This is a genomic window from Nonomuraea guangzhouensis, assembly GCF_019396345.1.
Taxonomy (GTDB): Bacteria; Actinomycetota; Actinomycetes; order Streptosporangiales; family Streptosporangiaceae; genus Nonomuraea; species Nonomuraea guangzhouensis.
The window spans coordinates 1-23,650 of the sequence record NZ_JAHKRM010000043.1; the positions used below are offsets into that span (position 1 = coordinate 1).

28 protein-coding genes are annotated in these 23,650 nt (G+C 67.1%); 5 read left to right on the plus strand and 23 right to left on the minus strand.

All coding sequences use genetic code 11. The features are described 5' to 3' along the window. Nucleotides 1-247 precede the first annotated feature (247 nt). On the minus strand, nucleotides 248-1,246 hold the full coding sequence (locus KME78_RS54765) for a pentapeptide repeat-containing protein (protein WP_219538000.1): 999 nt from the start codon (nucleotides 1,244-1,246) through the stop codon (nucleotides 248-250). 166 nt (nucleotides 1,247-1,412) lie between these two features. After that, nucleotides 1,413-1,565, minus strand: a complete 153-nt coding sequence (locus KME78_RS54770; protein WP_308127499.1) for a DUF397 domain-containing protein — start codon at nucleotides 1,563-1,565, stop codon at nucleotides 1,413-1,415. Between the two features lie 155 nt (nucleotides 1,566-1,720). On the opposite strand from KME78_RS54770, the gene KME78_RS54775 reads away from it, so the two are divergent. After that, nucleotides 1,721-1,876: a hypothetical protein gene (locus KME78_RS54775; RefSeq protein WP_219538001.1), complete on the plus strand. Its 156-nt coding sequence runs from the start codon at nucleotides 1,721-1,723 to the stop codon at nucleotides 1,874-1,876. Between the two features lie 233 nt (nucleotides 1,877-2,109). On the opposite strand, the gene KME78_RS54780 is transcribed toward KME78_RS54775, so the two are convergent. The 4 genes from KME78_RS54780 to KME78_RS54795 all read right to left on the minus strand — a co-directional run bounded on the left by KME78_RS54780 (nucleotide 2,110) and on the right by KME78_RS54795 (nucleotide 3,897). Beyond that, a complete protein-coding gene (locus KME78_RS54780) occupies nucleotides 2,110-2,313 on the minus strand; it encodes a DUF397 domain-containing protein (protein ID WP_219538002.1) in 204 nt (67 codons plus the stop codon). An 11-nt stretch (nucleotides 2,314-2,324) separates the two neighbouring features. Beyond that, nucleotides 2,325-3,005, minus strand: a complete 681-nt coding sequence (locus KME78_RS54785) for a DUF5753 domain-containing protein (RefSeq protein WP_219538003.1) — start codon at nucleotides 3,003-3,005, stop codon at nucleotides 2,325-2,327. Between the two features lie 275 nt (nucleotides 3,006-3,280). Next, nucleotides 3,281-3,658, minus strand: a complete 378-nt coding sequence (locus tag KME78_RS54790; protein WP_219538004.1) for a hypothetical protein — start codon at nucleotides 3,656-3,658, stop codon at nucleotides 3,281-3,283. Further along, nucleotides 3,655-3,897, minus strand: coding sequence for a hypothetical protein (locus KME78_RS54795; RefSeq protein ID WP_219538005.1), 243 nt, complete (start codon nucleotides 3,895-3,897; stop codon nucleotides 3,655-3,657). Before KME78_RS54795 ends, KME78_RS54790 begins: the two co-directional genes overlap by 4 nt. 604 nt (nucleotides 3,898-4,501) lie before the next feature. On the opposite strand from KME78_RS54795, the gene KME78_RS54800 reads away from it, so the two are divergent. Further along, entirely contained in the window at nucleotides 4,502-5,086 is a 585-nt protein-coding gene (locus KME78_RS54800; protein WP_219538006.1) for a class I SAM-dependent methyltransferase, read from the plus strand. 252 nt (nucleotides 5,087-5,338) lie between these two features. Here the strand turns inward: KME78_RS54800 and KME78_RS54805 are convergent, their stop codons facing one another. The 4 genes from KME78_RS54805 to KME78_RS54820 all read right to left on the minus strand — a co-directional run bounded on the left by KME78_RS54805 (nucleotide 5,339) and on the right by KME78_RS54820 (nucleotide 8,615). Next, entirely contained in the window at nucleotides 5,339-6,334 is a 996-nt protein-coding gene (locus KME78_RS54805; protein ID WP_219538007.1) for an ArsR/SmtB family transcription factor, read from the minus strand. A gap of 689 nt (nucleotides 6,335-7,023) precedes the next feature. Continuing rightward, nucleotides 7,024-7,227 carry a DUF397 domain-containing protein gene (locus KME78_RS54810; protein ID WP_219538008.1) on the minus strand — a complete coding sequence of 68 codons (204 nt, stop codon included), beginning with the start codon at nucleotides 7,225-7,227 and terminating at the stop codon, nucleotides 7,024-7,026. A 56-nt stretch (nucleotides 7,228-7,283) separates the two neighbouring features. After that, complete coding sequence (locus KME78_RS54815; RefSeq protein WP_219538009.1) at nucleotides 7,284-7,655, minus strand: MerR family transcriptional regulator; 372 nt, start codon at nucleotides 7,653-7,655, stop codon at nucleotides 7,284-7,286. Nucleotides 7,656-7,826: 171 nt separating this feature from the next. Beyond that, on the minus strand, nucleotides 7,827-8,615 hold the full coding sequence (locus KME78_RS54820; RefSeq protein ID WP_308127500.1) for an NADPH-dependent F420 reductase: 789 nt from the start codon (nucleotides 8,613-8,615) through the stop codon (nucleotides 7,827-7,829). A gap of 168 nt (nucleotides 8,616-8,783) precedes the next feature. Between KME78_RS54820 and KME78_RS54825 the strand changes: the two genes are divergently transcribed. Further along, nucleotides 8,784-10,055: an aldehyde dehydrogenase family protein gene (locus KME78_RS54825; RefSeq protein WP_219538011.1), complete on the plus strand. Its 1,272-nt coding sequence runs from the start codon at nucleotides 8,784-8,786 to the stop codon at nucleotides 10,053-10,055. Between the two features lie 85 nt (nucleotides 10,056-10,140). Here the strand turns inward: KME78_RS54825 and KME78_RS54830 are convergent, their stop codons facing one another. From KME78_RS54830 to KME78_RS54840, 3 genes are read right to left on the minus strand one after another with little or no spacing between them, the layout of a single operon-like run. Next, nucleotides 10,141-11,115, minus strand: a complete 975-nt coding sequence (locus KME78_RS54830) for an NmrA family NAD(P)-binding protein (protein ID WP_219538012.1) — start codon at nucleotides 11,113-11,115, stop codon at nucleotides 10,141-10,143. A 41-nt stretch (nucleotides 11,116-11,156) separates the two neighbouring features. Further along, nucleotides 11,157-12,185 carry an alpha/beta fold hydrolase gene (locus KME78_RS54835; RefSeq protein ID WP_219538013.1) on the minus strand — a complete coding sequence of 343 codons (1,029 nt, stop codon included), beginning with the start codon at nucleotides 12,183-12,185 and terminating at the stop codon, nucleotides 11,157-11,159. 30 nt (nucleotides 12,186-12,215) lie between these two features. Next, nucleotides 12,216-12,917, minus strand: coding sequence for an SDR family oxidoreductase (locus KME78_RS54840; RefSeq protein WP_219538014.1), 702 nt, complete (start codon nucleotides 12,915-12,917; stop codon nucleotides 12,216-12,218). A gap of 722 nt (nucleotides 12,918-13,639) precedes the next feature. Between KME78_RS54840 and KME78_RS54845 the strand changes: the two genes are divergently transcribed. Further along, entirely contained in the window at nucleotides 13,640-14,737 is a 1,098-nt protein-coding gene (locus tag KME78_RS54845; protein ID WP_219538015.1) for an NmrA family NAD(P)-binding protein, read from the plus strand. Here the strand turns inward: KME78_RS54845 and KME78_RS68315 are convergent. From KME78_RS68315 to pdhA, 9 genes are all read right to left on the minus strand, one after another. Beyond that, the gene (locus tag KME78_RS68315; protein WP_246654554.1) at nucleotides 14,690-14,956 is read right to left on the minus strand and encodes a CocE/NonD family hydrolase; all 267 of its coding nucleotides are present in this window, start codon (nucleotides 14,954-14,956) and stop codon (nucleotides 14,690-14,692) included. The two genes, KME78_RS54845 and KME78_RS68315, sit on opposite strands and share 48 nt — an antisense overlap. 144 nt (nucleotides 14,957-15,100) lie before the next feature. Then, nucleotides 15,101-15,979, minus strand: a complete 879-nt coding sequence (locus KME78_RS54855) for an alpha/beta fold hydrolase (protein WP_219538016.1) — start codon at nucleotides 15,977-15,979, stop codon at nucleotides 15,101-15,103. Nucleotides 15,980-16,007: 28 nt separating this feature from the next. Next, nucleotides 16,008-16,823: an oxidoreductase gene (locus KME78_RS54860; RefSeq protein WP_219538017.1), complete on the minus strand. Its 816-nt coding sequence runs from the start codon at nucleotides 16,821-16,823 to the stop codon at nucleotides 16,008-16,010. A gap of 130 nt (nucleotides 16,824-16,953) precedes the next feature. Then, nucleotides 16,954-17,277: a hypothetical protein gene (locus KME78_RS54865; RefSeq protein ID WP_219538018.1), complete on the minus strand. Its 324-nt coding sequence runs from the start codon at nucleotides 17,275-17,277 to the stop codon at nucleotides 16,954-16,956. 353 nt (nucleotides 17,278-17,630) lie between these two features. Continuing rightward, entirely contained in the window at nucleotides 17,631-18,200 is a 570-nt protein-coding gene (locus KME78_RS54870; RefSeq protein WP_219538019.1) for a TetR/AcrR family transcriptional regulator, read from the minus strand. Further along, nucleotides 18,197-18,940, minus strand: coding sequence for a DUF3533 domain-containing protein (locus KME78_RS54875; RefSeq protein ID WP_219538020.1), 744 nt, complete (start codon nucleotides 18,938-18,940; stop codon nucleotides 18,197-18,199). Before KME78_RS54875 ends, KME78_RS54870 begins: the two co-directional genes overlap by 4 nt. 9 nt (nucleotides 18,941-18,949) lie before the next feature. Next, nucleotides 18,950-20,371, minus strand: a complete 1,422-nt coding sequence (locus KME78_RS54880; protein WP_219538021.1) for a dihydrolipoamide acetyltransferase family protein — start codon at nucleotides 20,369-20,371, stop codon at nucleotides 18,950-18,952. Beyond that, a complete protein-coding gene (locus tag KME78_RS54885) occupies nucleotides 20,368-21,378 on the minus strand; it encodes an alpha-ketoacid dehydrogenase subunit beta (RefSeq protein WP_219538022.1) in 1,011 nt (336 codons plus the stop codon). The genes KME78_RS54880 and KME78_RS54885 overlap by 4 nt, the downstream gene beginning before the upstream one ends. A gap of 42 nt (nucleotides 21,379-21,420) precedes the next feature. Beyond that, nucleotides 21,421-22,527: a pyruvate dehydrogenase (acetyl-transferring) E1 component subunit alpha gene (pdhA, locus tag KME78_RS54890; RefSeq protein WP_219538023.1), complete on the minus strand. Its 1,107-nt coding sequence runs from the start codon at nucleotides 22,525-22,527 to the stop codon at nucleotides 21,421-21,423. 120 nt (nucleotides 22,528-22,647) lie between these two features. On the opposite strand from pdhA, the gene KME78_RS54895 reads away from it, so the two are divergent. Beyond that, nucleotides 22,648-23,157 carry an Lrp/AsnC family transcriptional regulator gene (locus tag KME78_RS54895; RefSeq protein WP_246654544.1) on the plus strand — a complete coding sequence of 170 codons (510 nt, stop codon included), beginning with the start codon at nucleotides 22,648-22,650 and terminating at the stop codon, nucleotides 23,155-23,157. Between the two features lie 10 nt (nucleotides 23,158-23,167). Here KME78_RS54895 and KME78_RS54900 read toward each other — a convergent pair whose 3' ends face one another. Then, nucleotides 23,168-23,650: a GbsR/MarR family transcriptional regulator gene (locus KME78_RS54900; RefSeq protein ID WP_219538024.1), complete on the minus strand. Its 483-nt coding sequence runs from the start codon at nucleotides 23,648-23,650 to the stop codon at nucleotides 23,168-23,170.

A 23,650-nucleotide genomic window follows, 5' to 3' on the forward strand; every position in this document is an offset into this window, starting at 1 on the left:
GATTGAGGCGCCGCCAGAGGGACCCGATGGCCCTACGGTGCCGGCGCACCAATCCAGCCACGTAGTTCAGCGTTGAACGCGACAAATCGACCGCAGCACGGTAGAACAGCATCCGAGACCCCTGGTGATGACGGTGGAGATTGTGGTGATCAACCCGTCTACCAGGGGTTTCTCTACATGATCAAGTGATCCTCGAACCTGCGATCACGCTGTGACCTCAGCCTGCCGCCCCGAGGGTGAAAAGGGTTCAGTGATCGGAACTCCACCCCTCGACATCATGGCCTGCTCCGATGGCGACGTTCCTCTCCTGAGGTACGAATCCTTCCGGCCAGATGGTCGCCTGATTGGCCACGACACCGTCGAGCCGTGCGCCACGGAGATTGACATCTCGCAGAGAAGCGCCTTCCAGATGCGCGTCGCACAAGACCGCGTCTGTCAGGTCGGCACCGTTAAGCTTGGCTCCAGCCAGGTTAGCCCCTCGTAAATCGGTACGCGTAAGGTCGGCGTTGTCCAACCGAGCCTCCGGCATCCAGGCACCGTTCAATTGTGATCCTTCCAGATCAGCGCCGATCAGGTGGGCGCGAGCCAGGTTCGCCCTGCGCAAGTCGGCGTCCATCAATCGCAGGGGCTCGTGCTCGTCGAGCTGAATTCGTCTTTGGCTCAGCACTGTGAGCACCGCCTGAACGTCAGGAATCCTTTTGACCAGATGGGGCATTTCCGTTTTAGCGGCGATCGTTCCCAAAGGTTCGCCGTCCGTGGACGTCGGCGCATGCTGCCGGACATAGGAACAGAGAATCTCAGCGATGACTCCACTATCTCCCGGTGAATCCTTGGCGATGCGTGCCAGCGCGTGGATGCCGCCGATTCGTACGACGAGCTGGTCGCTGCCGAGCTGATCGACGGCTCGGGTGAACCGTTCGGTGATCTGCGCTTGCTGCGCTATCACGAGTTGGTCTCTGGCCGCTTGGAGTTGCTCGGCCGTTGCCCGAAGGTTCAGTTGAAGCTGCTCGCGGCTCACGTGGAACTGACGCCAGGCGGCGTAAGCACCAATGACCACGGCCAGCCCAGCCAGTCCTTGAAGGAGAAGCCCTCGTGCTTCATGCTGCGCGCGGATAGCCTCCGCAGTGTTGTTGAAAGCATTATTGGGTGCAAAATATGCTGGGAGAAAAAGAAGCACCACCATCAGTGTAAATATCGCCACGATGACGATCGACAGTCGCCTTGGCCAGCGACGCTGGTGATTCATAGGGGAATCATGGCAGCGTTAGCTGAATACTGCTACAGAGTTGAAAGGTTGAGGTCACACGGGGAAAGCCGAGTCCGCCGGTGTTGAAGTAGCGGCGACACAACGGCCACCTGCCGCTCGGGCAGTGTCCGAGGAGTCTGATGCCCGACGCGTCCCTGCGTTCGAGTCAGCCGAACTCGCCGTCCTTGGCACCCTTGATGAACGCGTCCCACTCACCCACGGTGAATCTCAGCACGGGCCCATCGGGATCCTTGAAGTCCCGTACGGCTTGACCGCCATCCGGGAGCTCCGCAACCCCGTACAGATCATTGAGGAGCACTACGACCAGGCGTCACCGTCGTGGCATGCCGGGCCGCTGGGGTCCGCGAGCCGGCGGATCCGACCGCTGGGCGCCACCAGCCGACGCGGTTTCTCGCCCGCTCCCCGCAAGTGATCGTTGAGCGTTTTCCAACCACGGCCCCTTACGTTGGGGGCATGCCAAACGTCGGTTTAGTCGAGATCATCATCATGTTCCTCATCCCTCTGGCGGTCCTCTGGGTCGTCATCTACACCGCCGTACGGACGGCAATCAGCCACAGCCGGCGACACCTTGGTCAGCGCGAAGGAAACAGGGGCGCCACGGGCATCTGACGTGAAGGGACGCCCTGCCCGGACGGTGAGTTCACCGACGAGGAGCTGGCTGAGGGTCGCTCATGGGCGGGCATCGGCCGCTGCCCTCACCGGCCCCCTCGTTGGTTGACTGAGAATCACACCTCCGCCCTCACCCGCCCCCGGGGTCACGGACCCCGCCGCCCTGAGGCGCACGCCGTACGTGCCGCTCGGGCAGAAAACGAAAAAGTCTGATGCCTGACGCCGAGCTCTTGTCAGCCGAACTCGCCGTCCTTGACGCCCTTGATGAACGCGTTCCACTCACCGGGGGTGAACAACAGGACAGAGCCATCGGGGTCCTTGGAGTCCCGTACGGCATGGCCCCCACCAGGGAGCGTCGCAACCTCAACACAGTTCTGTCCTTCTGCGGAACTGTGGGAGGCTTTGCGCCAGATAAGACCGGCTTGGGGAATGCCCATACCTTCCGCCCTTACTTGAGGTTTTTAGCCAGATCCTTAATGTACGCCAGCGACGCATCCGCGCTCAGTGCGGAGGCGCGGAGATAGCTGTAGCTCTTACGATAATGAGCCACATCCTCAGGCTTCTCCAGAAAGAGATCGCCGGCCGCGCCGACCTCTACATAGATGATGCTCGGGTCCTCGGACGCCTGATAGTCGAGGATCGCGAACCCGCCGGTCATCGAGGTGTGCGCGCCGACCGCGTCCGGGAGCACCTGAATGCCGATATTCCGGCGTTCAGCCATCCGGCACAGGTGGTGGAGCTGGTCGCGCATCACGGCGGCGCCGCCGACGTACTTGCGGAGCGCGGCCTCGTCGATCACTGCCCAGAAGGATGGCGGGTCCTCGCGGTCCAAGATCCGCTGACGGGCCAGGCGAGCCTCGGCAAGGCGTTCGACGTCACCTTTCTCCATCACCCGTCCGCCTTTGAAGACCGCCTTGGCATAGTCGGCGGTTTGGAGCAGACCTGGGACAAGTATCGCCTCGAAGGTCTGGATCTCTGCGGCTTCCCATTCCAGTCCAACGAGCGCTCCGCCCAGAATGTCCTTGAACTCCTCCTCCCACCATCCGCGCCGACGGCTTTCTCGCGCCAGGGCTATAACGGCCTGCCGCCTGACCTCATCCGTCACACCGTAGACGTCGAGCAGGTCCATGACCCTTTCCCTGCACCGTCAAGGGCGGAGCGTACGAGCCGAGGTGGCCGACCGCAGCGCAGCGTGGCCGACTCCATTCCAGGCCGGTCTGGACATGGAGCATGGCCGCGGACTGGCGATCGTCGCGGCCTACTCCGAGCGATGGGGTATCGACCCCTCCCCGGAAGGGAAGACCGTCTGGTTTGTCTGCGGAGAACGGCAAGCTCGGTGAGCGAGCCGTCCCCCGAGAGCCACAACGCGATGCAGTAGGTAGGGATCGCGCGCCGCCATAATGGTCAGGCGCTCACCTTCAACTGGTGGACGCGCTGCTTGGACAGCCCCATCACACGTGCCGTATCCGGCTCCGACCAATGGCTCGTGAGTATCTTCGCAGCCTTGACGGCCAGCTCCGCGGCGCGTTTGGTGTGAGCTTCGGCCAGCTCCTTCTCACGGCTGTATTCGGCCACCACCACGGCCACGTCCTCGGGCAGGTCGAAAACGAACTCCACGCCAGGGGTGTTCTCAGGCCAAGCCCAGGCGTGGATCTCCGCCAAGTCACGCTCCAACTGCGACAAGGAGCCAGCCACACCGACTCCTTCCACCTCCCCGGAGGGGCAGCGCGACACCCATCGCTCGTTCTCATAGGTGATGACATAGGTGATTGCCTTGCTCATCGGCTCATCCTTTCTGTGACCGCCTCCAGGCGCTTGAGGGCTTCACGAAAGAGCTCAGGGTCACGATCCGGGTCGGCAGGGATCATGACGGGAACCGAGATGATGCCATCCTTGATCACACGCAGCGCGCACATGTCGCCCTTGAGGTGATACAGCCAGTCAGCTGTGGCACCTGCGGCGGCCACTATTGCCGCTACCTCAGCGAGCTGCCGCATGTGTGGTGGAAGGACCTCGGCCATGCGATGAGAATATCCCACTAGGAGGGATCCTCCTAGTGGACTAGGAGGATGTTGTTGCCTGCCAAAGGCCCGCCCTCACTCATCGCGGAGTCGACGCCGCCGGCATCACCGCCACCGAGGAGTCCGCATGAGGATTTCCGCAGCCCAGCGGACCGAGAACGGCACCCGCGCCTACGCCCACCTGCGCATCGAGTTCGATCGTCGCACCTCCCCGCGCAGGACCGGCAAGCTCTCGCCGATCTGATCAACCAGTTCCCGCACCAGGAAACCGACCCTGACCGGCATCTGACGGCCTGGGAAGCGGCCGAAACCCTGGATCTTCTGACCTGAGCGCATCACTACGCACCAAGACCCTGCTGGTCAAGTGGAAACCCGTACCGCAAGAACGCGCCTGGCATCCTGCGGCGTCGTCACGCCCCAGCGGCTCGTAGGTCGGGGCACTGGAACCATCTCGCCGATCGTCGACGTCCGCCAAGGCCCACCTCCCGAACCTCCGTTGAATCTGCCGATAGCTGATGCGATGGGTCACGGCGAGATCGGAAGCTAGCGTCGAAGGCCAGAAGTCATCCCGACGGATTGACATACGGGCACATGGGGGTGGGCGATGGCGCCGACAGCGGCCTACGACGAGATCGCGGATTGGTACGAGAACGAGTTTCTCGGCGGGCAGAGCAGCGGGGCCAGGGCGCGGGACGGCAACCCCCTCGATCTCGGCAGCGTCTTGCGCCACCTCCTCGGGGAGGGCATCGGGGCCTGCCTGGAGATCGGGTGCGGCACCGGCGTCCATGCCACGCAGGTCCGCAAGCTCGGTTGGACCCCCATGGGCGTCGACTTGTCCGCCGGGATGCTGCGCCACGCCCGCGACCGCCTTCCCATCGCGCAGGCCGACGCCGAGCACCTGCCGATCCGGGACAACTCGCTACCCGCAGCAATCGCGATCATGGTCCACACCGACATGCCCGCTTACGCTGCGGTGCTACGCGAAGTGGCCAGGGTGTTGCGACCCGGTGGAGTGTTCGTGCACGTGGGCGTCCACCCCTGCTTCTGCGGTGGATTCGCCGACCGCAGCGATCTGAACGCGGTCGTGATCCGCCCCGGCTATCTCGACAGTCACTGGACCAAGGCGTCATGGACCGACCGGGAGTGCGTGCCAAGGTCGGCGCCACCCACCGCCCGCTCCCCGAGCTGATGCACGCCTTCCTCGCCGCGGGACTGACATTCGAACAGTTCTCGGAAAGCGGCGAACCAACTCCTGTCGTGCTAGCCATCAAGGCCCGAAAGTGCGCGGAAGGAAGGCTTGACACCCAGCCTTCGGATTCCGCTTAACGCCCGGTGGGGTCTTTCGCACGCCTGATACACCTCTCCACGGCCCACTGGCGCAGCGGCCTCGGCAGGCTACCTGCCCAGATACGACATCGACCGGGTCGGGCTGGGTTTCGCCCTACTCGGTCAGGGCGTGGCGGTGGCCGTTGAGGAGGGCGGTGCCCAGATGGGTGGCGGCGTGCAGCACCGTCTGACCGTGACGCTGGCTCGTCGCCAGCCCGGCCTCGCGCAGGGTCGTGACCTGGCGACTGGCGGTGGAGGGAGGGACGCGCAGCCGCCTGGCCAGCTCGGACGTCGTACACGCGCCGAGAGCGACGACCTCCAGCACCCGGGCGCGGGTGAGTCCGAGCAGGTCGGCCAAGGTCTTCGGCGGATCGCCGCCCCCACCGTGCGCCCACGCCGGGTCATGCTCGATGGGATAGACCAGAATCGGCGGGAGCTCCGGATCGCGCAAGGTGACGGGGGCCTGGCGGCAGAAGAAGGACGGCTGCAGGATCAGCCCGCGTCCCTCCAGATGGATGTCATGCTCGGCCGGGTAGTCCAGCTCCAGCACCGGGTACGACCAGCGCGCCGACGGGTGCAACGTGGCGAACACCGCCTCCCAGCCGCCCTCCGACAGCACGCGGGACCGGCGCGTCCGGTCCTTGCCTACCTCCACACGGATCTGGGACCAGTACGGCGACAGGCACGCTTGGAAGTAGGCATCGGCCGCCGTCGCAACGGCTTCCACCCCCTGCGTACTGCCGGCCGCCAGGTCGTGGGTCCAGGAGGGCAGCCGAGTGGTGGGGTGCCAGTGCGAGAGCTCCTCCAAGTCGGCGCGCAGCCGTTGACGCGGCGTGCGGCGCAGGCCCTCGATGCCGGCCTCCAGCGAGCCGGACTCCGTCCGCGGAGTGAGGAAGTCGACGGTGTAGCCGCGGGGCGGCGCGAGGGTGGTCAGCCGCCTGGTGAGCGACGGCACGCGGCGGAGGGTACGTCGCTTCCACTCGCCATAGACCACGCTGTGCTCGCGGCGACGCAGCCGGTTCAGGCTGAGCATCAGCTCCCACATCGCGTCGGGCTCCCGGGAGAACCGGGTCCGCGCCAGGTCGGCGCCGGTGAAGTGGATGCGCAGCACGCTCGTCAATCCTTCCGGGAAAGACCAAGTACGCCTGAAAGGGGGCAGTGAGGCGTGTTCAGCCGGTGATGTGACGCTTCGTACGAGGGTTAAGTTCGGTTCAGTGCCCTTCGAGGAGGCCGATCGCGTTCTTCACGAGAAGCGTTTCGGTCCGATGCGGTCAGCCCGAGATCCAGGGTGTGGCGTCAGGGACGGAATCTCCAGGTGATTCAGGCTGGCCTGAATACCGACGTCCGGGAAGAATCACCTCAGGGGATGCAGAATTACGGGGGCGTCGATGGTTTATCGCATTCACTTCACCAGTCAGGATCTCGCTCGTACGCGGGTGGCTGAGGCGCCTATGCCCTTGGCGGAGCTGCAGCTGGCGATACGGATGTTGCAAGATCGTGAAGCGCCGTGGTTGGACGGCTGGCGCCGACGGGTCATGCCCCGGCTGCCGCAGCACGCGCGCATGGTGTTATCCCTGGTTCCCGCGGTCGGGTGGGCACCGACCTTTCTCGGCCCGGCCAAGGCCGACACGCGCTCAAGAACACCCAAGAAGACGACTTTGCTGCCGCCTACCCGCAAGTCCTGACATATTCACCAAACCGGGGCAACTCCAAATTACACCTCCGCCCTCACCCGCCCCCTGAGGCGCACGCCTATGTGCCGCTCGAGCAGAAGAGGAAGGCGCGCAGAAGCACGTGTTGTCAGCCGGACTCGCCATCCTTAGCACCCTCGATGAACGCGTTCCACTCAGCCGGGGTGAACGACAGGATGGGGCCATCCGGGCCCTTGGAGTCCCGCATGACATGGCCTCCGCCAGGGAGCGTCGCGACCTCAACACAGTTCTGCCCCTCCGCCGAACTGTGGGAGGCTTTGCGCAAGATAAGACCGGAGTGTGTAGCATCCATACCTTCCGCCCTTACTTGAGGTGTTTAGCTAGATCCTTAATGTACGCCACGGGGCGCTAGAACCTCGGTGACCTTGGCGCCTCCTGCGCGGTCTTGATCAGAGCGTCCAGGGTCTGCCGTGTACGGGTGAGCTCGTCGGACTGGGCGTCGATGCGGTCGCGCTCCGCGGTGAGCTGGCGCAGTACCTCCGGAGGGCAGCGCTTCCCTTCCCCGGGGTCCTTGAGGTGCGGCAGCAGCGCGGCGATGACCTTGCCGGTCATTCCCACGGCGAAGAACTGTCTGATCAGGAGCACGCGGCACACGGCGTCCTCGCCGTAGTGGCGCTGCCCGCTCGCACTGCGCCGGCTGGAGAGCATGCCCTGTTCCTCGTAGTAGCGCAGGGAGCGCACGCTGGCCCCGGTCCGCTGGGCGAGATCACCGATCCGCACGGCCGCCTCCATCCCTGCGTATCCCTCACACGGATGTCAAGTCTCAGTGCGGCGGCGACCCCCACGAGTCACTGGAGGCGGTTTCGCGTTGCCCGCATGACCCGGCGGCTTCGCCGAGACGCGTCAGACAGGCGAGGCCTCCGCCGTTTCTCCGGCGGAGGCGTGCGAGCTTTAGAAGACGCGCTCGGAGACCTTCACCCGCTGGCTCGCCTCCAACGCGGCGCGCAACTTGTCGGCCGGCAGCGGCGCCGCGGCGGCCTGCAGCATGCGCTCGACCGGCACGTCGGGGTCGGCGAGGTAGATCTGGGTGTAGGCGCCGGACTCGGGCTCGAAACGCCAGCTCTCAGCCAGGGCTCCGGCGTCGACGGTGTCGAAGCCGAGCCGCTCGATCAGCTGCGCTGCCCGAGCCTTCGCACCGAGGTCATCGCCGGCGATGGGCAGGGCGCTGCGGTCCGTGGCCCCGGCGGGCCGGGCGAGCTGGGGGATGTGGTGGGCCAGGATGTTGTTGAAGGCCTTCACCAGCAGGGCGCCGGGCAACAGCTGCTGGGCCAGCTCGGTCGTGGTGGCCTTCTCGGCGTCGAGTTCGGCGATCCGGCCGTCACGGGAGGGGAAGTAGTTGCCGGTGTCCAGCACGGTCCGGCCCCGCAACAGGTCGGCAGGCACGGAACCGTAGGCGGCAAGCGGGATGCTGAGCAGGGTTGCCTCGCCAGCGCGGGCAGCTTGCTCCACGCTGCCTGCCACAGCTCGCGGCCCCAGCTCCTCGACCAGGCCGGCCAGGCTCTGCGGGCCGCGCGAGTTGGCGATCACCACGTTGATGTCCGCCGCCACCGCCAGCCGCGCGACCGCGGTGCCGATGTTTCCGCTGCCGATGATTCCCAGAGTCGGCATCGCGATTCCTCCCTCTACGTTGTGGCCGCCCCGAGCCCATACACCCGTGAACGCATGGGCCACCCTGGCCACGTTAAGACCTCACATCGATGTCAGAGGCAAATCAGCGGCGCCTGAGGCGTGGCCATAAGGCCCGGACTCTGAAGCGCCTGGCTGCACGGCGACAACCATTACTTGAGGATTGTTGAACGATGCTACAATCGTCTTGAACTTGCCCATGCGCCCGCAGAAGGACGCCCTTTGATCAGCGACGCCAACCGTCAGACCCCCTCCACCGAAGAGGCGGTGCGTACCTGCGCGATCCGGGCCAAGCAGAGCTGCGCGGCCCTCGAACGCGCGACGGACACGGACATCGACGCCGCGCTGCGCGGCATGGCGGAGCGGTTGCCGGCGGCCCGGCACGCCCTCGTGTCCGCGAACGAGGAAGACCTTGCGGCGGCTGTGTCCGCCGAGATGTCGCCCGCTCTTCAGGACCGGCTGCGGTTGACCGGTCCGCGACTGGAGGCCATGGCCACCGAGCTGCGCACGCTGGCGGATGTGGCGCACGAGCCTCGGGACAAGGTCCTGGAGGAGCGTTCGGACGGCCTCACCCTGCTGGAACGCCGCAGGCCGGTCGGCGTCATCGGCGCGAACTTCGAGGCACGTCCGAACGTCACCCTCGATATCGCGTCCCAGTTCCTGAAGTCGCGCAACGCAGGCGTGCTCCGCACCGGTTCGGCCGCGCTCCGCTCGTCTAGGGCCATGGTGGACCAGGTGATCGCGCCGGCCCTCCGCGAGGCCGGCCTGGATCCGGACGCCATCCAGCTGGTTCCCAGCAAAAATCGCTTGGCGGCGTACGCGCTGGTGTCCCTGCCGGAGCTGATTCCGCTGGTCGTCCTGCGCGGCAGCGGCGAGAGCACCCGCGACCTCGGCCGTGAGGCCGCCCGCCACGGCGTGCGCACCCTCGCTCATGCCGACGGCGGCGGGGTCCTGTACGTGGATTCGGCCGCCGACGACAAAGCCGTGCACCAGCTGATCGCCGACAGCCTGGACCGGCTGGGCGTGTGCAACCGGCTCAATCTGCTGCTCATCGACCAGTTCGTGTACGACGAGCGGCTTCCCGGCATTCTGCAGGTCCTGGACCGCCTGGGCGTCACCGCGTCCCTGCCTCCGCACACCCACCCGCGCGGATATGAGTGGTCGCTCGACCCGAAGCGTGCCGCCACCGTGACGGTCGACGCCGCCAACGGCCCACTGCACGCGGCTCAGATCGCCAACGAAGAGACATCCGGACTGGCCGCCGCCATCGCGACCGAGGACCCAGCCGCCGCCGCGCAGTTCATCGACGCCTACACCGGCTCCGGCGTCTTCTGGAACTCCACCACACGGCTCCTCGACGGCTTCAAGCTGCTGCGGCTGCCGGAAACCGGTATCAACATCGACCGGGTGCCCGGCCCACGCGGCCCGGTGAGCTTCCGCGACCTGCATCTGCGGCAGTACCTGGTCGTGCCGAGCGAACGTCTCACGTCCTGACCGGGCCGTCGTTGCCCCACCGAGCAGAGCCGGAGATTTGGAGACAGGCACAGAGGCATCTGCGTGCTCTGGAGCGCTCAGCGGCTCAGGTAGTCGCTAGTTTCCGGATACGCGGATGGTTCTCCAGCGCCCACCGCACGGTCTTCGGCGGGCGCCCGAGCAGGGTTTCCAGCTGGTCGGTGACACCGCGATACCCCCCGCCGCCAATCAGCCGGGTCAGGGTCTTCAGATGCTCCGCGATATGCGGGAACTGGCCCAAAGCGGGGTCCACATAGGTCTCATTCCAGGTTTCGACGTCCTCGGGAACGTATGTGATCTTGCGTCCCAGCACAGCTCCGAAGTCCTCCGCGATCTCGTGCATGTCCTTCAGCTCTGGGCCGGTGAGCGCGTAGGACTTCGACAGGTGCGGTGTCGGGTCGGCCAGGATCGTCGCGCACAACGCCGCCACGTCGTAAGCCGCGATGGGCGCGAGCCGGTGGTGGCCGAAGGGCAGGCGCAGTTCATCGTCGGCCAGCGAGCCCAGTGCCAGCCAGGTCAGGATCGGGTTCTCGACGAAGAAGGCCGCCCGGACGTTGACGGTCGGGAGGCCGGACCAGTCCAGCACCTGCTCGGCGACCCAGTGGGCCCGCTGCTGCGGTGACCAGTCCGCGACGCGTCCGCCGAGTCGCGAACGCCGTTCGTCCTCCGGTGCGATCATGTTCTCGAACGTCATGAACGACTGCTCGTACTCGGAGATGTTGACGAAGACCTCGATGTCGCCCTGGGCACGCGCCGCCGCGGCCATCAGGCTGACGGCGTCGGTGTAGTAGGGCGACAGGCTCATGCTGAAGTAGATGCGGCGGCAGCCTTTCAGCGCGGCGGTCAGGTCGGCGATGTTGAGCAGGTCACCGACGAAGACCTCGGCCCCGGCCTGGCGGAGCGCGTGGGCGCGTTCGTCGTCCTGGCGCACGAACGCGCGCACCGGGTGCCCTTGGTCAAGCAGCATGTCGACCATTGTTCGGCTCACACCACCGATTTCGCCGGCGGCTCCGGTGATCAGGATGGGATTGTGCTGTGGCATCGATCTGTCCTCTGTCTGGTTGGTGGGGTGGGTCAGCGGTACTACAAGCGGGGCGTCGAGCTGTCGAGGAAGCCGAGGAGTGCGGCGTTGACCTCGGCGGGACGCTCCTGTTGCGTCCAATGCCCGCAGCCCGGCAACACCACCGGGTCGTGCATGTGGGGCGCGAGGGCGCTCAGCCGGTTGCCCGGCCCGCCCTTGCCACGCAGGAGATCGCTCAGCGAGCTGCCCTCGTCCGGGCCGCGCAATGAGGTGACCATGTCGCGGTCTCCCACCACGTACAGGGCGGGGACCTCAATCCCACGCCCCTTGAAAGGAGCGAGCAGTTCGTTGTTGCGTTCGATGTTGCGGTACCAGTTGAAGGCTCCGGTGAAGGCCTGCTCGCCGTGCAGGGCGAAGTCCTCGGCGTAGGCCTGGATGTCCTGCTCCGTCAGCCAGGCAGGGAGAGTGGGCGAGGCCGGCATGGTGTCCAGGAGGCCCAGACCGTCGGGTATGACCAACGGGCGGGGCTCCCTGCCGAGCGGGTTGTCGCCTGAGGCGCCGACCAGGAGGCGGCGGAAGGAGTCCGGGATGTCCTTGGCGAACTCCGCGTCAGCGATTCCCGGCTGCTGGAAGTAGATCTGGTAGAAGCCCTCGCCGTACTGGGTGCGGGTGATCGAGGGCGGGACCATCCCGCCGGGCAGAATCGGCGGAATGCTGAGGCCGGCCACCGCGCGGACCTTGTCCGGGCGCAGCATCGCCGCGGTCCAGGCAACGGGTGCACCCCAGTCGTGACCCACGAGGACCGCCTGCTCCTCTCCCAGCTCCTCGATCAGGGCGATCACGTCGCCGACGAGGTGGAGCAGGGTGTAGGAGGTGACGTCCGGCGGCTGCTCGCTGCGGGCGTAGCCGCGCTGGTCAGGGGCGACGACCCGGTAGCCGGCCGCCGCCAGCGGCCCGAACTGGTGACGCCAGGAGTACCAGCTCTCCGGCCAGCCGTGCAGCAGCAGGACCAGCGGTCCCCGCCCCTGCTCGGCGATGTGCAGCCTGACCCCGTTCACGTCGACGAAGCGGTGGGTGAGCGAACTTTCCACAAGGATCTCCTCGAGATCGGTGAGTGCGTGCTACTTCTTCAGCTGGGCGTACATGGCTTCCAGGTCGGCGGACAGCTGTGACTTGATCCAGCGCGTGGTGTCGTCGGCCAACACCTCGTGTGCCCCCGCAGCGATGCCGTCGAGCGCGGCCACGGCGACATCGCGGGGGTCGGCCTTGGGCGCGTCGAGGCCCGACGTCATATCGGTGTCCACGTAGGCCACGTGGAGCCCGGTCACCGCGATGCCGCGCGGCTGCAGCTCCAGGCGCAGAGAGTTGGTCTGCGACCACAGGGCGGCCTTGGAGGCGCTGTAGGGCGTGCCGTCTGCCAGCCAGGACAGGGCGGAGTGGACGTTGAGGATGTGGCCCCCGCCGTTGCGCTCGATGATCGGCGCGAAAGCCCGGGTGACCAGCAGCGGCCCGTAGAAGTTGGTCTCCAGATCCCGGCGCACGTCCTGCATCGGGGAGTCGAGGTACGAAGCGCCGACGGAGGCGCCGGCGTTGTTGATCAGGATGGTGACGTCCTGGGCCTGCTCGGCGGCGGCCGCCACGGATGCCGGGTGGGTGACCTCGAGCGCCAGCGGGACGGCATCGGGGTTCGTCACCGTGCGTGGGTCACGGGCGGTGGCGTAGACCTTGGCGGCACCGCGTGCGTAGAGCTCCTCGACCAGTTCCTTGCCGATACCGCGGCCGCCTCCGGTGACGAAGACGTTGGCGCCCTTGATTGCTGTCATGACTGCCTCCACAATGAGAAACCGATCGGTTTCCACCACCATAAACCGATCGGTTTCCTCGTGCAAATGCAGGTGAGCCAAGCCATCACCATGTGAGTTTCAAAACTGGGCCAAAGAGGTCGGTCAAGCGGGAGGCGCTCACCAAGTGGATGAGTGAGCACACCGCCGCGACAACCGGTCATCCGTGGTTCCCGCGGATCCGGGGGACTCCATACGGGTGAAGCCCGGAGCGTGACCGTGACCACAGCATGCGAGCCACAGCCCTGACAACGGAGCAGCTGCGCGCGGGCCTCGTAATTTGGGGCGACTGAGCCGGCGCGGCGCCGTGGCGCACCCCGCCACAGGGTGGGGGGTCGCAGGTCGGACTTCGACTGCCAGGTGGTGGCTAACGCATATGCCCGTCAAGGCGTCGTGCAGGTGCAGCGTAAGCATTCAGCAGCCTTGTGACGCTGGGCGAAGCGGGCTGGTCACGCGTCCAAGGCAACGGGTGGCAGCCACAGGTCAACCGTCGAGAACCGGATGCCCGGGGGCTTGCCGCTTAGAAACCGATCGGTGTACCGTGATGGAAACCGATCGGTTTCAAGGGCTCATGGCCCACGGGCATCGGCGCAGCGTCAGTCGGTCAGTTCTGTTGATCGCTAAGCCGATGCAGAGATCACTCCCGAACGCGCCGCGCCTGGCGCGTGCTGATCGCATGCGTACTCGACCTCGGAGTCAAAACCATGTCTGCTCATGCCACCTCCACCATCTTCGTCATCGGCGGCACAGGGGCTCAAGGAATACCCATCATTCGCGCCCTCGTCGCCGACAAGAAGTACTCCGTCCGCGTCCTCACCCGGGATGCCGCCTCCCCCCGGGCCCAGGCTCTCCTCGCGCTCGGCAACGTCTCCATCCTCGAAGGGTCATTCGCCGACGAGGACGTGCTGCGCGAAGGATTTCGCGGCTGCGACGGGGCGTTCATCAACATCGACGGGTTCAACACGGGCGAGAAGACCGAGACCTACTGGGCCTTCCGCAGTTATGAGATAGCGATCGAAGAAGGAATCAAGTTCTTCGTCTACGGAAACCTCGACTACGCCCTGAAGAAATCAGGCTACGACTCCAGGTTCCGCACCGGCCACTATGACGGCAAGGGCCGCATGGCCGAATGGGTGCTGTTCCAGAACGAAAAGAACAGGGATCGGATGGGAGCAGCGGTCTTCACGTCAGGTCCCTACATCGAGATGGTCATCTCACCGCTCACGCCCATGACACCCACCATCGAGGACGGTGTCGTCACGTGGCGAGTCCCGCTCGGCGAGGGAGCTGTTCCGCATGTGGCTCTTGAAGACTGCGGATTCTATGTCCGCTGGCTCTTCGACCATCCGGAACGAGCCAATGGCATGGACCTCGAAGTCGCCATCGAGCACATGACCTACACCGATATGGCTGCAGCATTCGAGAAGGTCACCGGGCATCCGGCCCAGTACATCGACACTGATCTGGACACATATTGGAACAGTCCGGACCTGAAGGGGATTGCTGATCACCCTGCCGGATACAACGCCGATCCCAACGACAAGAGCACCATGAGCTTCCGCGACAATTTCACGGGCTTCTGGAATGTGTGGAAGCACGGAATCATCACCAGGGACTACGCTCTGCTCGACGAAATTCACCCTGACAGGATCAGAAACGCTGAGGAGTGGTTCCGTCGCGAAGAAAAGTTGGGAAGGGAGCTCGGCAAGGGAAGTCTCTGGGAGAGAGTCCAGCCGGAGAACTGGAGCATAGACTCAGCGGTCCTCAAGAGCAGCGCGGATTTCAGGGCGGGCAAGTTGTAGGCGGGCGCGATCAGCGCCGCCCATGGCCCGGCCAACACGGTCAGGAACGGGCGATCGGGCATTCCGGCAGAGGGTGCTCCAGATCCTCATGCGCCTCCACCCATGATCAGCGTGGCGGACCTTCTGCTTCCCGTACGGCAGCCGACTCAGCAACACCGGCCACGGTCCCGTACCCCCGGGCAGGTAGACGTCGGCGCGCAGCACGGTGCCGCACCGCATCTGTGCCGGAACATCGAACTCGATCTGGATCTCTGCCACGCATTGCTCCTTGGCGTGCCACGACGCTGTCACGCGACATGGTCGAACCTGGTCCCCCTCACGCACTACACCCGAACGGGAGTGGCCACAGCACCCTCGGGGCGGTCACGCCACCGCGTTCAACAGGTCGGCCAGCACGTCGGGCCGTTCCAGGGCGATGAAGTGACCGGCCTTCGGCACCTGCGTGAAGTCGGCGGCCGGCAGCAGCTGCTTGTTGGCTTGCCGGTCCGAGGGCCGGGACCAGTCGTTCTCCCCGTAGAGGAGGTGGACGGGCGCCTTGACCTCGGGGTAGCGCGCGCGGGCCGCGATGAGGCTGGGCAGGCTCTGGTACACGGCACGGGCGACGGTCGGGTAGCCGGGGCGGCCGCCCACCTGGAGGAGCTCGTCCAGGTAGTCCTCCCGCAAAGCGGTCTTGTCGCCGAGGCCGCCCTGAAGGATCTTGCGGAGGGCGGCCTTGGGCTCCACCCCCGCGATCACCGGGCCCACTCCCGGCGTCAGGACACCGCTGACCACCACACGGGCCAGGAGACTGGACCGGGCGATCCCGCCGCGGAAGTCGTAGGCGTTGACCGCGACGACGCGCCGAACCAGCTCCGGCAGGTCGGCCGCGGTGGTCAGGGCGAGCACCGCACCCATGGACTCCCCGACCAGCGTCACGTCATGGAGGTCGAGTTCGGTGAGGAGCCGCTTGACGCCCGCGCGCATGGCCGGCTCGTCGTACGCCGCGCCGGGCACGATCTCGGAGTAGCCCATCCCCGGGAGATCGAGGGCGTACACGGTGTACTGATGCGAGATCATTGGGATGAGGGCGCGGAAGTGCTCGGCCTGCGTGCGCACGGTGTGCAGCAGGACCAGGGCAGCACCCGTGCCCGCTTTGAGGTAGCGCAGCGTTCCCTCATGGCTGTGGAGCCTTCCGCGCGGGGCGATGGTGTGGCTGGTGGTCCCCGGAATGTGGATCGTGGGACGCGCCTCTTGGTCGGGCATATCGACGACTCCTTGTGACCGGCAGGCCTCAGCCGGCCAGCTGGTTGAGCTTGCGGATCTGCTTGTCGAAGACCCGGGCAGGAGCGATGCGGCGCAGTGTGCTCGCGCGTCCGGCGAGGGACCCGGCGGTGTAGCGCAGCCTCGGCTTCGGGTCGGTCGCCGCCTCGACGATCACCTTGGCGACGGTGGCGGGGGCGTCGCCGTCCTTGATCGCTGCCTCCATCATGCGGTCGAAGGCGCCCCGCTGGTCGGCGTAGATCCGCAGGGGCGTGTCGGGCCGTGGGCTGTTGGCCTCGAATCCGGTGCTGGTGTAGGCGGGCTCGACGAGAAGCGCCCGGACGCCGTACTCGCGGACCTCGTGGTCCAGGGACTCGGAGTACCCCTCGATCGCATGCTTGGAGGCGGCGTAAGCGGCCATGTAAGGCGAGGGGAGGAAGCCGACCACGGAGGAGAGGTTGATGATGCGCCCGCGTCCTTGAGCGCGCATATGGGGCAGGACCGCCTTCGTCATGCGCATCACACCGAAGACGTTGACGTTGAAGAGGTCCTGGGCCTGCGCGACGGAGCTTTCCTCAACGGCACCGATTGCGCCCATGCCGGCGTTGTTGACCAGCACGTCAATCCGCCCGAACCGCTCGATCACCTGCTGGACCGCGGCGGTGACCGACGTGTCACCAGCCACGTCGAGGTCGAGAAAGGTCACACCGTCGAGTGGGGTGACGCGCGAGGCGTCACGGCTGGTGCCGACCACGTCGAAACCCGCTTCCACCAGCGCGAGCGCGGCCGCTTTTCCGATGCCGGATGACGCACCCGTCACGAGTGCCACCGGCCGATTTGTCGCCATCCTGGACTCCCTGGCGTAAGAAACCGATCAGTTTCCCTTACTGTAAACCGATCGGTTTCCCCGTGCAAGCTCAAGCGGGAAACAGATCCGGGCGCGTCACCCTTCGTTCACGGTGCCCGCCAGCAGAGGGTCAGCGTTCGACCGGCGCCGAGGCCAGGCTCACAAGCTTTGCGCCGTACCGCGCGGGAGCTTCGCGGCCGCCTATGGGATCTCGGCCACAGGGTCGCGGTTCCTCCTCGTCCTGCATCAGGCCGGCCACGATGGCGCGGGCGATGCTCGCGGAGGCATCGGGCGCGGGCAGGTCCTGGGGGGTGGTGGCGGCGATGGCGGTGACGCCGCGCAGGAAGGCCATCACGGCGAACAAGACGTCTGCCGGCCGCAACCCCGCCCGGACGTCGGTACCGGACTCAAGCAGCGGGATGATCAGGGTCGCCCACTGGTCGGGCTCCCGCATCCCCTCGCCGACGTCGATGACCTGGGGAGCGACGAGGACCGAGACAACCGCAAGCGCCCGGAAGGATTCGTCCTGCGCAAGCAGGCACAGGTAGCGGGAGAGGAACCCGGCCAGCCGCCGGGCGGGCCGGTCCTCGCAGCTCGGTTCGCTCAGGGCAGGTGCGGCGTGGCGGCGCCACCCGGCGGAGATCGCCTTTAGGTGGCCTCTTTCCAGCCCGTGCCGGCGAACACCAGGATGGCGGCTTCCAACACTCGGGCACGGCTGGCCGCCGCCTCTTCAGCAGTGCGTTTCATAGATACATCGCGCGACTTCCGGACTCTGGCCCTGCTGCCCTACCTGGAAAAGGCGATGCATCAGCGCACGCCCGCCGCATCGAGCAGGGTGACCACGGTGGGCGCGATTAGCCCTGTCAGGGTGTCGGCTCCGATCCCCGCACGGGCGCTGGCGCCGTCGAAGACCACGCTGAGCTGCCGGGCCAGCAGATCCGGGTCGCTCGCCCCACCTTGCTCGGCCTCGGCACGGAAAAAGGCCATCAAGTTCCCCTTGACCCGGTGCGCCACCTGGCTCGCAGGGTGGCTCTGGTCCTTGAGCTCGATCTGCACAGCGAGGTACTGGCAGCCTCGGAACTCGGGCGCACCCGCCTGCAACTCCACCTGCTCGAAGACGTGCAGGATCCGCTCGCGGGGTGAACGGCCATCACCCGCCGCGGGCAAGAGCTTCGCCACGAAGGCAGACGATCGCTCCTCCAGGCTCGCTGCGAGCAGTTCGTCCTTGCTCTCGAACAGCTGGTACATGGAGCGCTTCGACACCCCCGCCGCCTTGCACAGCGCCTCGATGCCGATGCCGACACCGTTTCGGTAGGTGAGCGTGGCCGCCGCCTCCAGCAGCCGCTCTCGGGGACTTAGCCTCACTTCGGTGGTCATACTGCGAGGTTAACTCCATTCCAACAAAATGAAAACCGATCGGTTTCCGGCGTGTGTCGCAGCGATATCCGATGCCGCGCACAGCCGAGCGGACACCCGAAGTCCGCGCAGACCATGGCGTCGTCCGGGGTGAGTTGCGTTCTGCCACGCCGGCACGACGGTCTTCCCGGGCTTCGGCTCGGCGGGGATGCGGTGCAGCCCCTTGCGGTCGTACCAGCCCAGTACGCCGAAGCCGAACAGCGCGATCGACGGCCATCATGACCCATCCCCGGGTCAGCCCCCCGTCGCCCTGGGCGTCGTAGCAGAGGATCGAGCGGACACCGCCGGTGATCTGTCGCAGCGGCTCGAACTCCGCGAGGAAGGCGGTAGAAGCCGGGCAACGCCTCGATGGGGGTGGTGGCACCGGCCGTCGGCACCGCCATGGCGATATAGACCAACGTGACCACCAGCATGCCGGGAGTGCCGAACACGGCAAGCAGGGCGAGCGCACCGATCCCGCAGACCGCGATGGCGTACACCGAATACAGCCACAGCAGCGGCAGGTGGGAGGCGTCCATGCCCATGATGCCGACCGCGCCCACCATGACCATGGTGCCCATCAGCAGAGACAGACCGATCATAAGCGCGCAACTGATGGCCAGGGTCTGCACCCGGGTCGCCCGGATCAGCGGGCGGTACAGGCGCAGCGGGCCCATGTCGTTGTGGGTGTAGCCGAGGGCGGGGTCCACCTGGCCACTCACGTCTTTTCGCTAAACGTGAGCCAGCAGAACGGCGGGGTTCTCCACACAGTCGGCCACGTAACGTAGGAAGCCGCCGGCGGTGCCGCCGTCGCAGACTCGGTGGTCGAAGGTGAAGGACAGCTGGGTGACCTTGCGGGGCACGACCGCGCCGTCGGTCACCCAGGGCCGGTCGATGATGCGCCCGATACCGAGGAGTGCCGCTTCGGGGTGGTTGATGATCGGGGTGGATCCGTCCACGCCGAAGACTCCGTAGTTGTTGAGCGTGAACGTGCCCCCGGTCAGCGCCGCGGGAGGCAGCCCGCCCGAGCGGGCGAGGCCGGTGAGACGGGTCAGTTCGGCGGCGAGTTGTGCGGTCGTCATCAGATGCGCGTCCCGGACCACCGGCACGACGAGGCCGCGATCGGTCTGCGCGGCGAAGCCGAGGTTGATGTGGCCGTGCCGGACGATCTCGGCACGGCCGGTGTCGACCGAGGAGTTCAGCTCGGGGAACTGGTGCAGGCCGGAGACGCAGATGCGGGCCAGGAGCGCGAGCAAGCCGATGCCCAGGTCTGGGCGGGTCTGTCGCAGCGCGTCCCTGATCGTGAGCAGGCCGGTGGCGTCGACGTCCACCCAGGTGGTGGCGTCGGGGATCTCGGTACGGCTGCGGGTCAGCTTGTCGGCCACCGCCCGGCGTAGGCCGCGCAGGGGGATGCGCTCCGCTGTCAATGCCGTTCCGGTCACCGAGGGCGGAGGAGTGGACTCAGGCGCAGGCGTGGACGCGATGGCCCGCTCGACGTCGCGGCGAAGGATCACTCCGCAAGGTCCGGTGGGGCTGAGGGCAGCGAGGTCCACTCCGTGCTCGCGGGCGATCCTGCGGACAAGCGGAGAGATCACACGGGGTGCGTGGGCGATCGCAGGCTCCGGTTCGGCTGCGGGCACCACAGGCATCTGCGGCGCTGCCGTGAACTGCCGCTCGGCCGTGGACGCCTGGGGTGCGGTCGTGGACGCCTGCCGCGCCGAATCGGGGGCCTTCCGGTCGGCGGTCCGAGAACCGCCGCGGTGTCGCCTGCGCGTGCCGGAGGTGTGGCCAGTGCCGTACCCGATCAGGACGTTGCCGGAGCCGGCCCGCTCCTCTTCGCGGTAACGGTCCGCGGCGCGCTCCGCAGAGGGTGCCGGGTTGTCCGCCGGGCCGCCTTCGATGACCGGACCGACTTCGATGAGAGGTGCGCCCACCGACAGGACGCTGCCCGCCCCCGCGTGGAGCCGCAGGACGATCCCGGCGTACGGCACCGGCACCTCCACCGCCGCCTTGGCGGTCTCGACCTCGACCACGATCTGGTCGATCTCGACCGTGTCGCCGACGGCGACCTTCCATTCGACGATCTCGGCCTCCGTCAGACCCTCGCCGAGGTCAGGCAGGCGGAACACCTGCCGAGAAGCGGTGGTCGTCATGACGCCTCCAGGTGGCGGACATCGGGCTCGTCGTCGAACTGGAGCCGGTCAACGGCGTCCAGAACCCGGTCGACGTCCGGCAGATGCGAATGCTCGAGTATCGGAGGCGGATAAGGAATGTCGAACCCCGAGACCCGCAGCACCGGCGCGGCCAGCGAATGGAAGCACCGCTCCTGTACGCGCGCCGCGATCTCCGCCCCCACCCCGGCGAACCCCTGCGCCTCCTGGATCACCACACAGCGACCCGTCTTCCGTACCGAGGACACCACGGTCGCGTCGTCGAACGGGACGATCGTCCGCAGGTCCACCACCTCCAGGGCGAGGCCGTCCTGGGCGGCGGCCTCGGCGGCCTGGAGCGCCACCGAGATGCTCGGCCCATAGGCGATCAGCGTCGCGTCGCGCCCCTCGCGCAGCACCGCCGCCCGCCCGAACCCCTCGGCGCGCCGATCCTTCAGCGCGGTCTCGCCTTTGGACCAGTACAGCCGCTTGGGCTCCATGAAGATGACCGGGTCGGGGTCGGCGATGGCGTCGCGCAGCAGCCAGTACGCGTCATCGGGGGTCGCGGGGGTCACGACCTTCAACCCCGGAGTGTGCGCGTAGTAGGCCTCGCTGGAGTCGCAGTGGTGCTCGACGCCACCGATGCCGCCCGCGTACGGGATCCGGATCACCATCGGCAGCGACAGCCGCCCGCGCGTACGGTTGCGCAGTTTGGCCACGTGCGAGGCGATCTGCTCGAAGGCCGGGTAGGCGAAGGCGTCGAACTGCATCTCGATCACCGGGCGGAAACCGCCCATGGCCATGCCCACGGCCAGTCCCACGATCCCCGCTTCGGCCAGCGGGGTGTCGAAGCAGCGGTCCTCGCCGAACTCCTTGGTCAGCCCGTCGGTGACGCGGAAGACGCCGCCCAGCGGGCCCACGTCCTCGCCGAAGACCAGAGTGCGTTCGTCCTCGCGCAGTGCGTCGCGCAGTGCGGCGTTCAGCGCCTGCGCCATGGTCATCGCGGTCATCTGAGCCCTCCAAGCGCCTGCGCCATCGTCATCGCGGTCATCTCAGTCCTCCTGGGCGGTCAGCTCGGACGCCAGCAGGGCCCGCTGCTCGCGCAACTGGGGCGTGGGCTCGGCGAAGACGTGGTCGAACAGCTCGAACGGGTCCGTCTCGGGGTCGGCGTTCATCTCGTCGCGGACCCGCGCGGCGAATTCCTCGGCGGCCCGCTGCGCCGAGGCGACGGCCTCCGGGTCGAGCAGGCCGCGCCCGCTGAGGTAGGTCTCCAGGCGGGCGAGGGGGTCGGCCGACTGCCACCGCTCGACTTCGCCGCTCTCCCTGTACCGGGTGGCGTCGTCGGCGTTGGTGTGGGGGTCCATGCGGTAGGTGTGCGCCTCCACCAGGAAGGGGCCGCCGCCGGTCCGCGCGTGTGCCACGGCCGCGGTCAGGACCGACAGCACCGCGACGAGGTCGTTGCCGTCCACCTGCTCGGACGGGATGCCGTAGCCGATCCCCTTGTACGCGAGCGCGGGCGCCGCGCTCTGCTTGGACAGCGGTACCGAGATGGCGTACTTGTTGTTCTGCACGAAGAACACGACGGGGGCGCGGAGGACCGCGGCGTAGTTGAGCGCCTCGTGGAAGTCGCCCTCGCTGGTGCCGCCGTCGCCGATGAACGCCATGACCACGCCGTCCTCGCCCTTGCGCCGCAGGGCCTCGGCCATGCCCACCGCGTGTACGGTCTGGGTGGCCAGCGGGGTGCACTGAGGCGCGACCCGCGTGGCGGCGGGGTCGTACCCGCAGTGCCAGCCGCCCCGCAGCAGGGTGAGCACCTCGACGGGGTCGAGCCCGCGGGAGACCAGGGCCACCGAGTCGCGGTAGGTGGGGAACAGCCAGTCGTGCTCGCGGAGCGCGAGCACGCCGGCGATCTGGCAGGCCTCCTGCCCGCGGCTGGACGGGTAGACGGCGAGCCGGCCCTGCTTGGTCAGCGCGGTCGCCTGACGGTCGAAGCGGCGGCCCAGGACCATCCGGCGGTACGCCTCCAGCAGCCGCTCGTCCGCCGGCGCCGGGTATCCGGCAGGCGGCTGGACGGCAGTGCCGTCCTCGGCCACGAAGCGCACCGGCACCGGTGAGGGCAGCAGGCCGTCGACCGTTTGGCGACTCGTCCTCGCAGACATGGCGACGCTCCCTTTCTCTGGACGTTTGACAGGCTCAGCGTGTACTTCTGGAGCCATCCGTTCAAGACTTCAGGCATGATGAGCGACAAATGGGTTAAATCAGGACTTGGGGAGGGCCAATTGTCAGCCAATGAGGGTGTTGAGGGTGGCTGGCCGGGACGTTCGGCGAGCCAGTTGGACGGGGTGGACCGCGCGATCATCGCCGAACTGCTCCGCGACGGCCGGATCTCGATGCGCACGCTCGCCGAGCGCGTCCACATCTCCCGCGCCAACGTGTACGCCCGGATCACGCGGCTGATGGACGACGGGGTGATCACCGGTTTCACCGCCGAACTCGCCCCGCACAAGGCGGGCCTGGGCACCAGCGCGTACGTCTCGGTCACCATCGAGCAGAACTCCTGGCGCACGGTCTCGGCCAGGCTCCGCGAGATCCCGTACGTCGAGCACTTCGCGATGGTCGGCGGCGACTACGACGTCCTGGTGCTGGTCAGGACGCCGGACAACGAGGTGCTCAGGCACGTGGTACTGGAGCGCATCCAGGACATCCCCGGCATCCGCGCCACCCGCACCTGGCTGGTCTTCGAGGAGGCCCGGGGCCTGGGCACGGAGTGGGCGGCGCGGGAGGGCTGAGCGGCCCCGGTCAGCCCTCCCGGGCCGCCTTGTACTCCTCGAGGATCGCTTCGATGTGCCGCACCATGAAGGTGTAGTAGTCGCGCATCTCCCGCAGGCGCCCGCGCTGCGGCTCGGGGAGATCGGCCGCGCGCGTCTGCGCGTTCTCGGCCAGCGCCAGCAGCTCGACCGTCTGCTCCAGCTGGTGGTGCAGGCAGCCGACCCAGGCGTCGTCGCGCCACTCGTACACGTACTGCCGGGAGCCGGGCTCCTTGAAGCGCCGCACGGTTCCGCTGAGCACCAGCAGGCGGGTCATCTCGGAGACCGAGCCCTTGCTCGCGTCGAGGGCGTTCTGCAGGGCCGGCATCGTCATGGGCGCCTGGCTGAGCATCAGGACGCCCGCGGCCCGCCCCGCCATCGGCGGCCATCCCATGGCGCGGCCGATGTGCAGGCCGAAGTCGTCGATCAGCGGATTCGCAGCGCCGAGAGCTTCGTCACCGACGGGGCTGAGCAC

What these genes read in the sequence shown, in the direction of transcription:
- KME78_RS54830 (WP_219538012.1), bottom strand. Translation starts at nt 11,115, where the DNA reads ATGCCACAGCACAATCCCATCCTGATCACCGGAGCCGCCGGCGAAATC.
- KME78_RS54800 (WP_219538006.1), top strand. Translation starts at nt 4,502, where the DNA reads ATGGCGCCGACAGCGGCCTACGACGAGATCGCGGATTGGTACGAGAAC.
- KME78_RS54845 (WP_219538015.1), top strand. Translation starts at nt 13,640, where the DNA reads ATGTCTGCTCATGCCACCTCCACCATCTTCGTCATCGGCGGCACAGGG.
- KME78_RS54775 (WP_219538001.1), top strand. Translation starts at nt 1,721, where the DNA reads ATGCCAAACGTCGGTTTAGTCGAGATCATCATCATGTTCCTCATCCCT.
- KME78_RS54795 (WP_219538005.1), bottom strand. Translation starts at nt 3,897, where the DNA reads ATGGCCGAGGTCCTTCCACCACACATGCGGCAGCTCGCTGAGGTAGCG.
- KME78_RS54840 (WP_219538014.1), bottom strand. Translation starts at nt 12,917, where the DNA reads ATGACAGCAATCAAGGGCGCCAACGTCTTCGTCACCGGAGGCGGCCGC.
- KME78_RS54790 (WP_219538004.1), bottom strand. Translation starts at nt 3,658, where the DNA reads ATGAGCAAGGCAATCACCTATGTCATCACCTATGAGAACGAGCGATGG.
- KME78_RS54780 (WP_219538002.1), bottom strand. Translation starts at nt 2,313, where the DNA reads ATGGGCATTCCCCAAGCCGGTCTTATCTGGCGCAAAGCCTCCCACAGT.
- KME78_RS54765 (WP_219538000.1), bottom strand. Translation starts at nt 1,246, where the DNA reads ATGAATCACCAGCGTCGCTGGCCAAGGCGACTGTCGATCGTCATCGTG.
- KME78_RS54810 (WP_219538008.1), bottom strand. Translation starts at nt 7,227, where the DNA reads ATGGATGCTACACACTCCGGTCTTATCTTGCGCAAAGCCTCCCACAGT.
- KME78_RS54785 (WP_219538003.1), bottom strand. Translation starts at nt 3,005, where the DNA reads ATGGACCTGCTCGACGTCTACGGTGTGACGGATGAGGTCAGGCGGCAG.
- KME78_RS54870 (WP_219538019.1), bottom strand. Translation starts at nt 18,200, where the DNA reads ATGACCACCGAAGTGAGGCTAAGTCCCCGAGAGCGGCTGCTGGAGGCG.
- KME78_RS54860 (WP_219538017.1), bottom strand. Translation starts at nt 16,823, where the DNA reads ATGGCGACAAATCGGCCGGTGGCACTCGTGACGGGTGCGTCATCCGGC.
- KME78_RS54880 (WP_219538021.1), bottom strand. Translation starts at nt 20,371, where the DNA reads ATGACGACCACCGCTTCTCGGCAGGTGTTCCGCCTGCCTGACCTCGGC.
- KME78_RS68315 (WP_246654554.1), bottom strand. Translation starts at nt 14,956, where the DNA reads ATGCGGTGCGGCACCGTGCTGCGCGCCGACGTCTACCTGCCCGGGGGT.
- pdhA (WP_219538023.1), bottom strand. Translation starts at nt 22,527, where the DNA reads ATGTCTGCGAGGACGAGTCGCCAAACGGTCGACGGCCTGCTGCCCTCA.
- KME78_RS54855 (WP_219538016.1), bottom strand. Translation starts at nt 15,979, where the DNA reads ATGCCCGACCAAGAGGCGCGTCCCACGATCCACATTCCGGGGACCACC.
- KME78_RS54885 (WP_219538022.1), bottom strand. Translation starts at nt 21,378, where the DNA reads ATGACCGCGATGACCATGGCGCAGGCGCTGAACGCCGCACTGCGCGAC.
- KME78_RS54865 (WP_219538018.1), bottom strand. Translation starts at nt 17,277, where the DNA reads ATGCGGGAGCCCGACCAGTGGGCGACCCTGATCATCCCGCTGCTTGAG.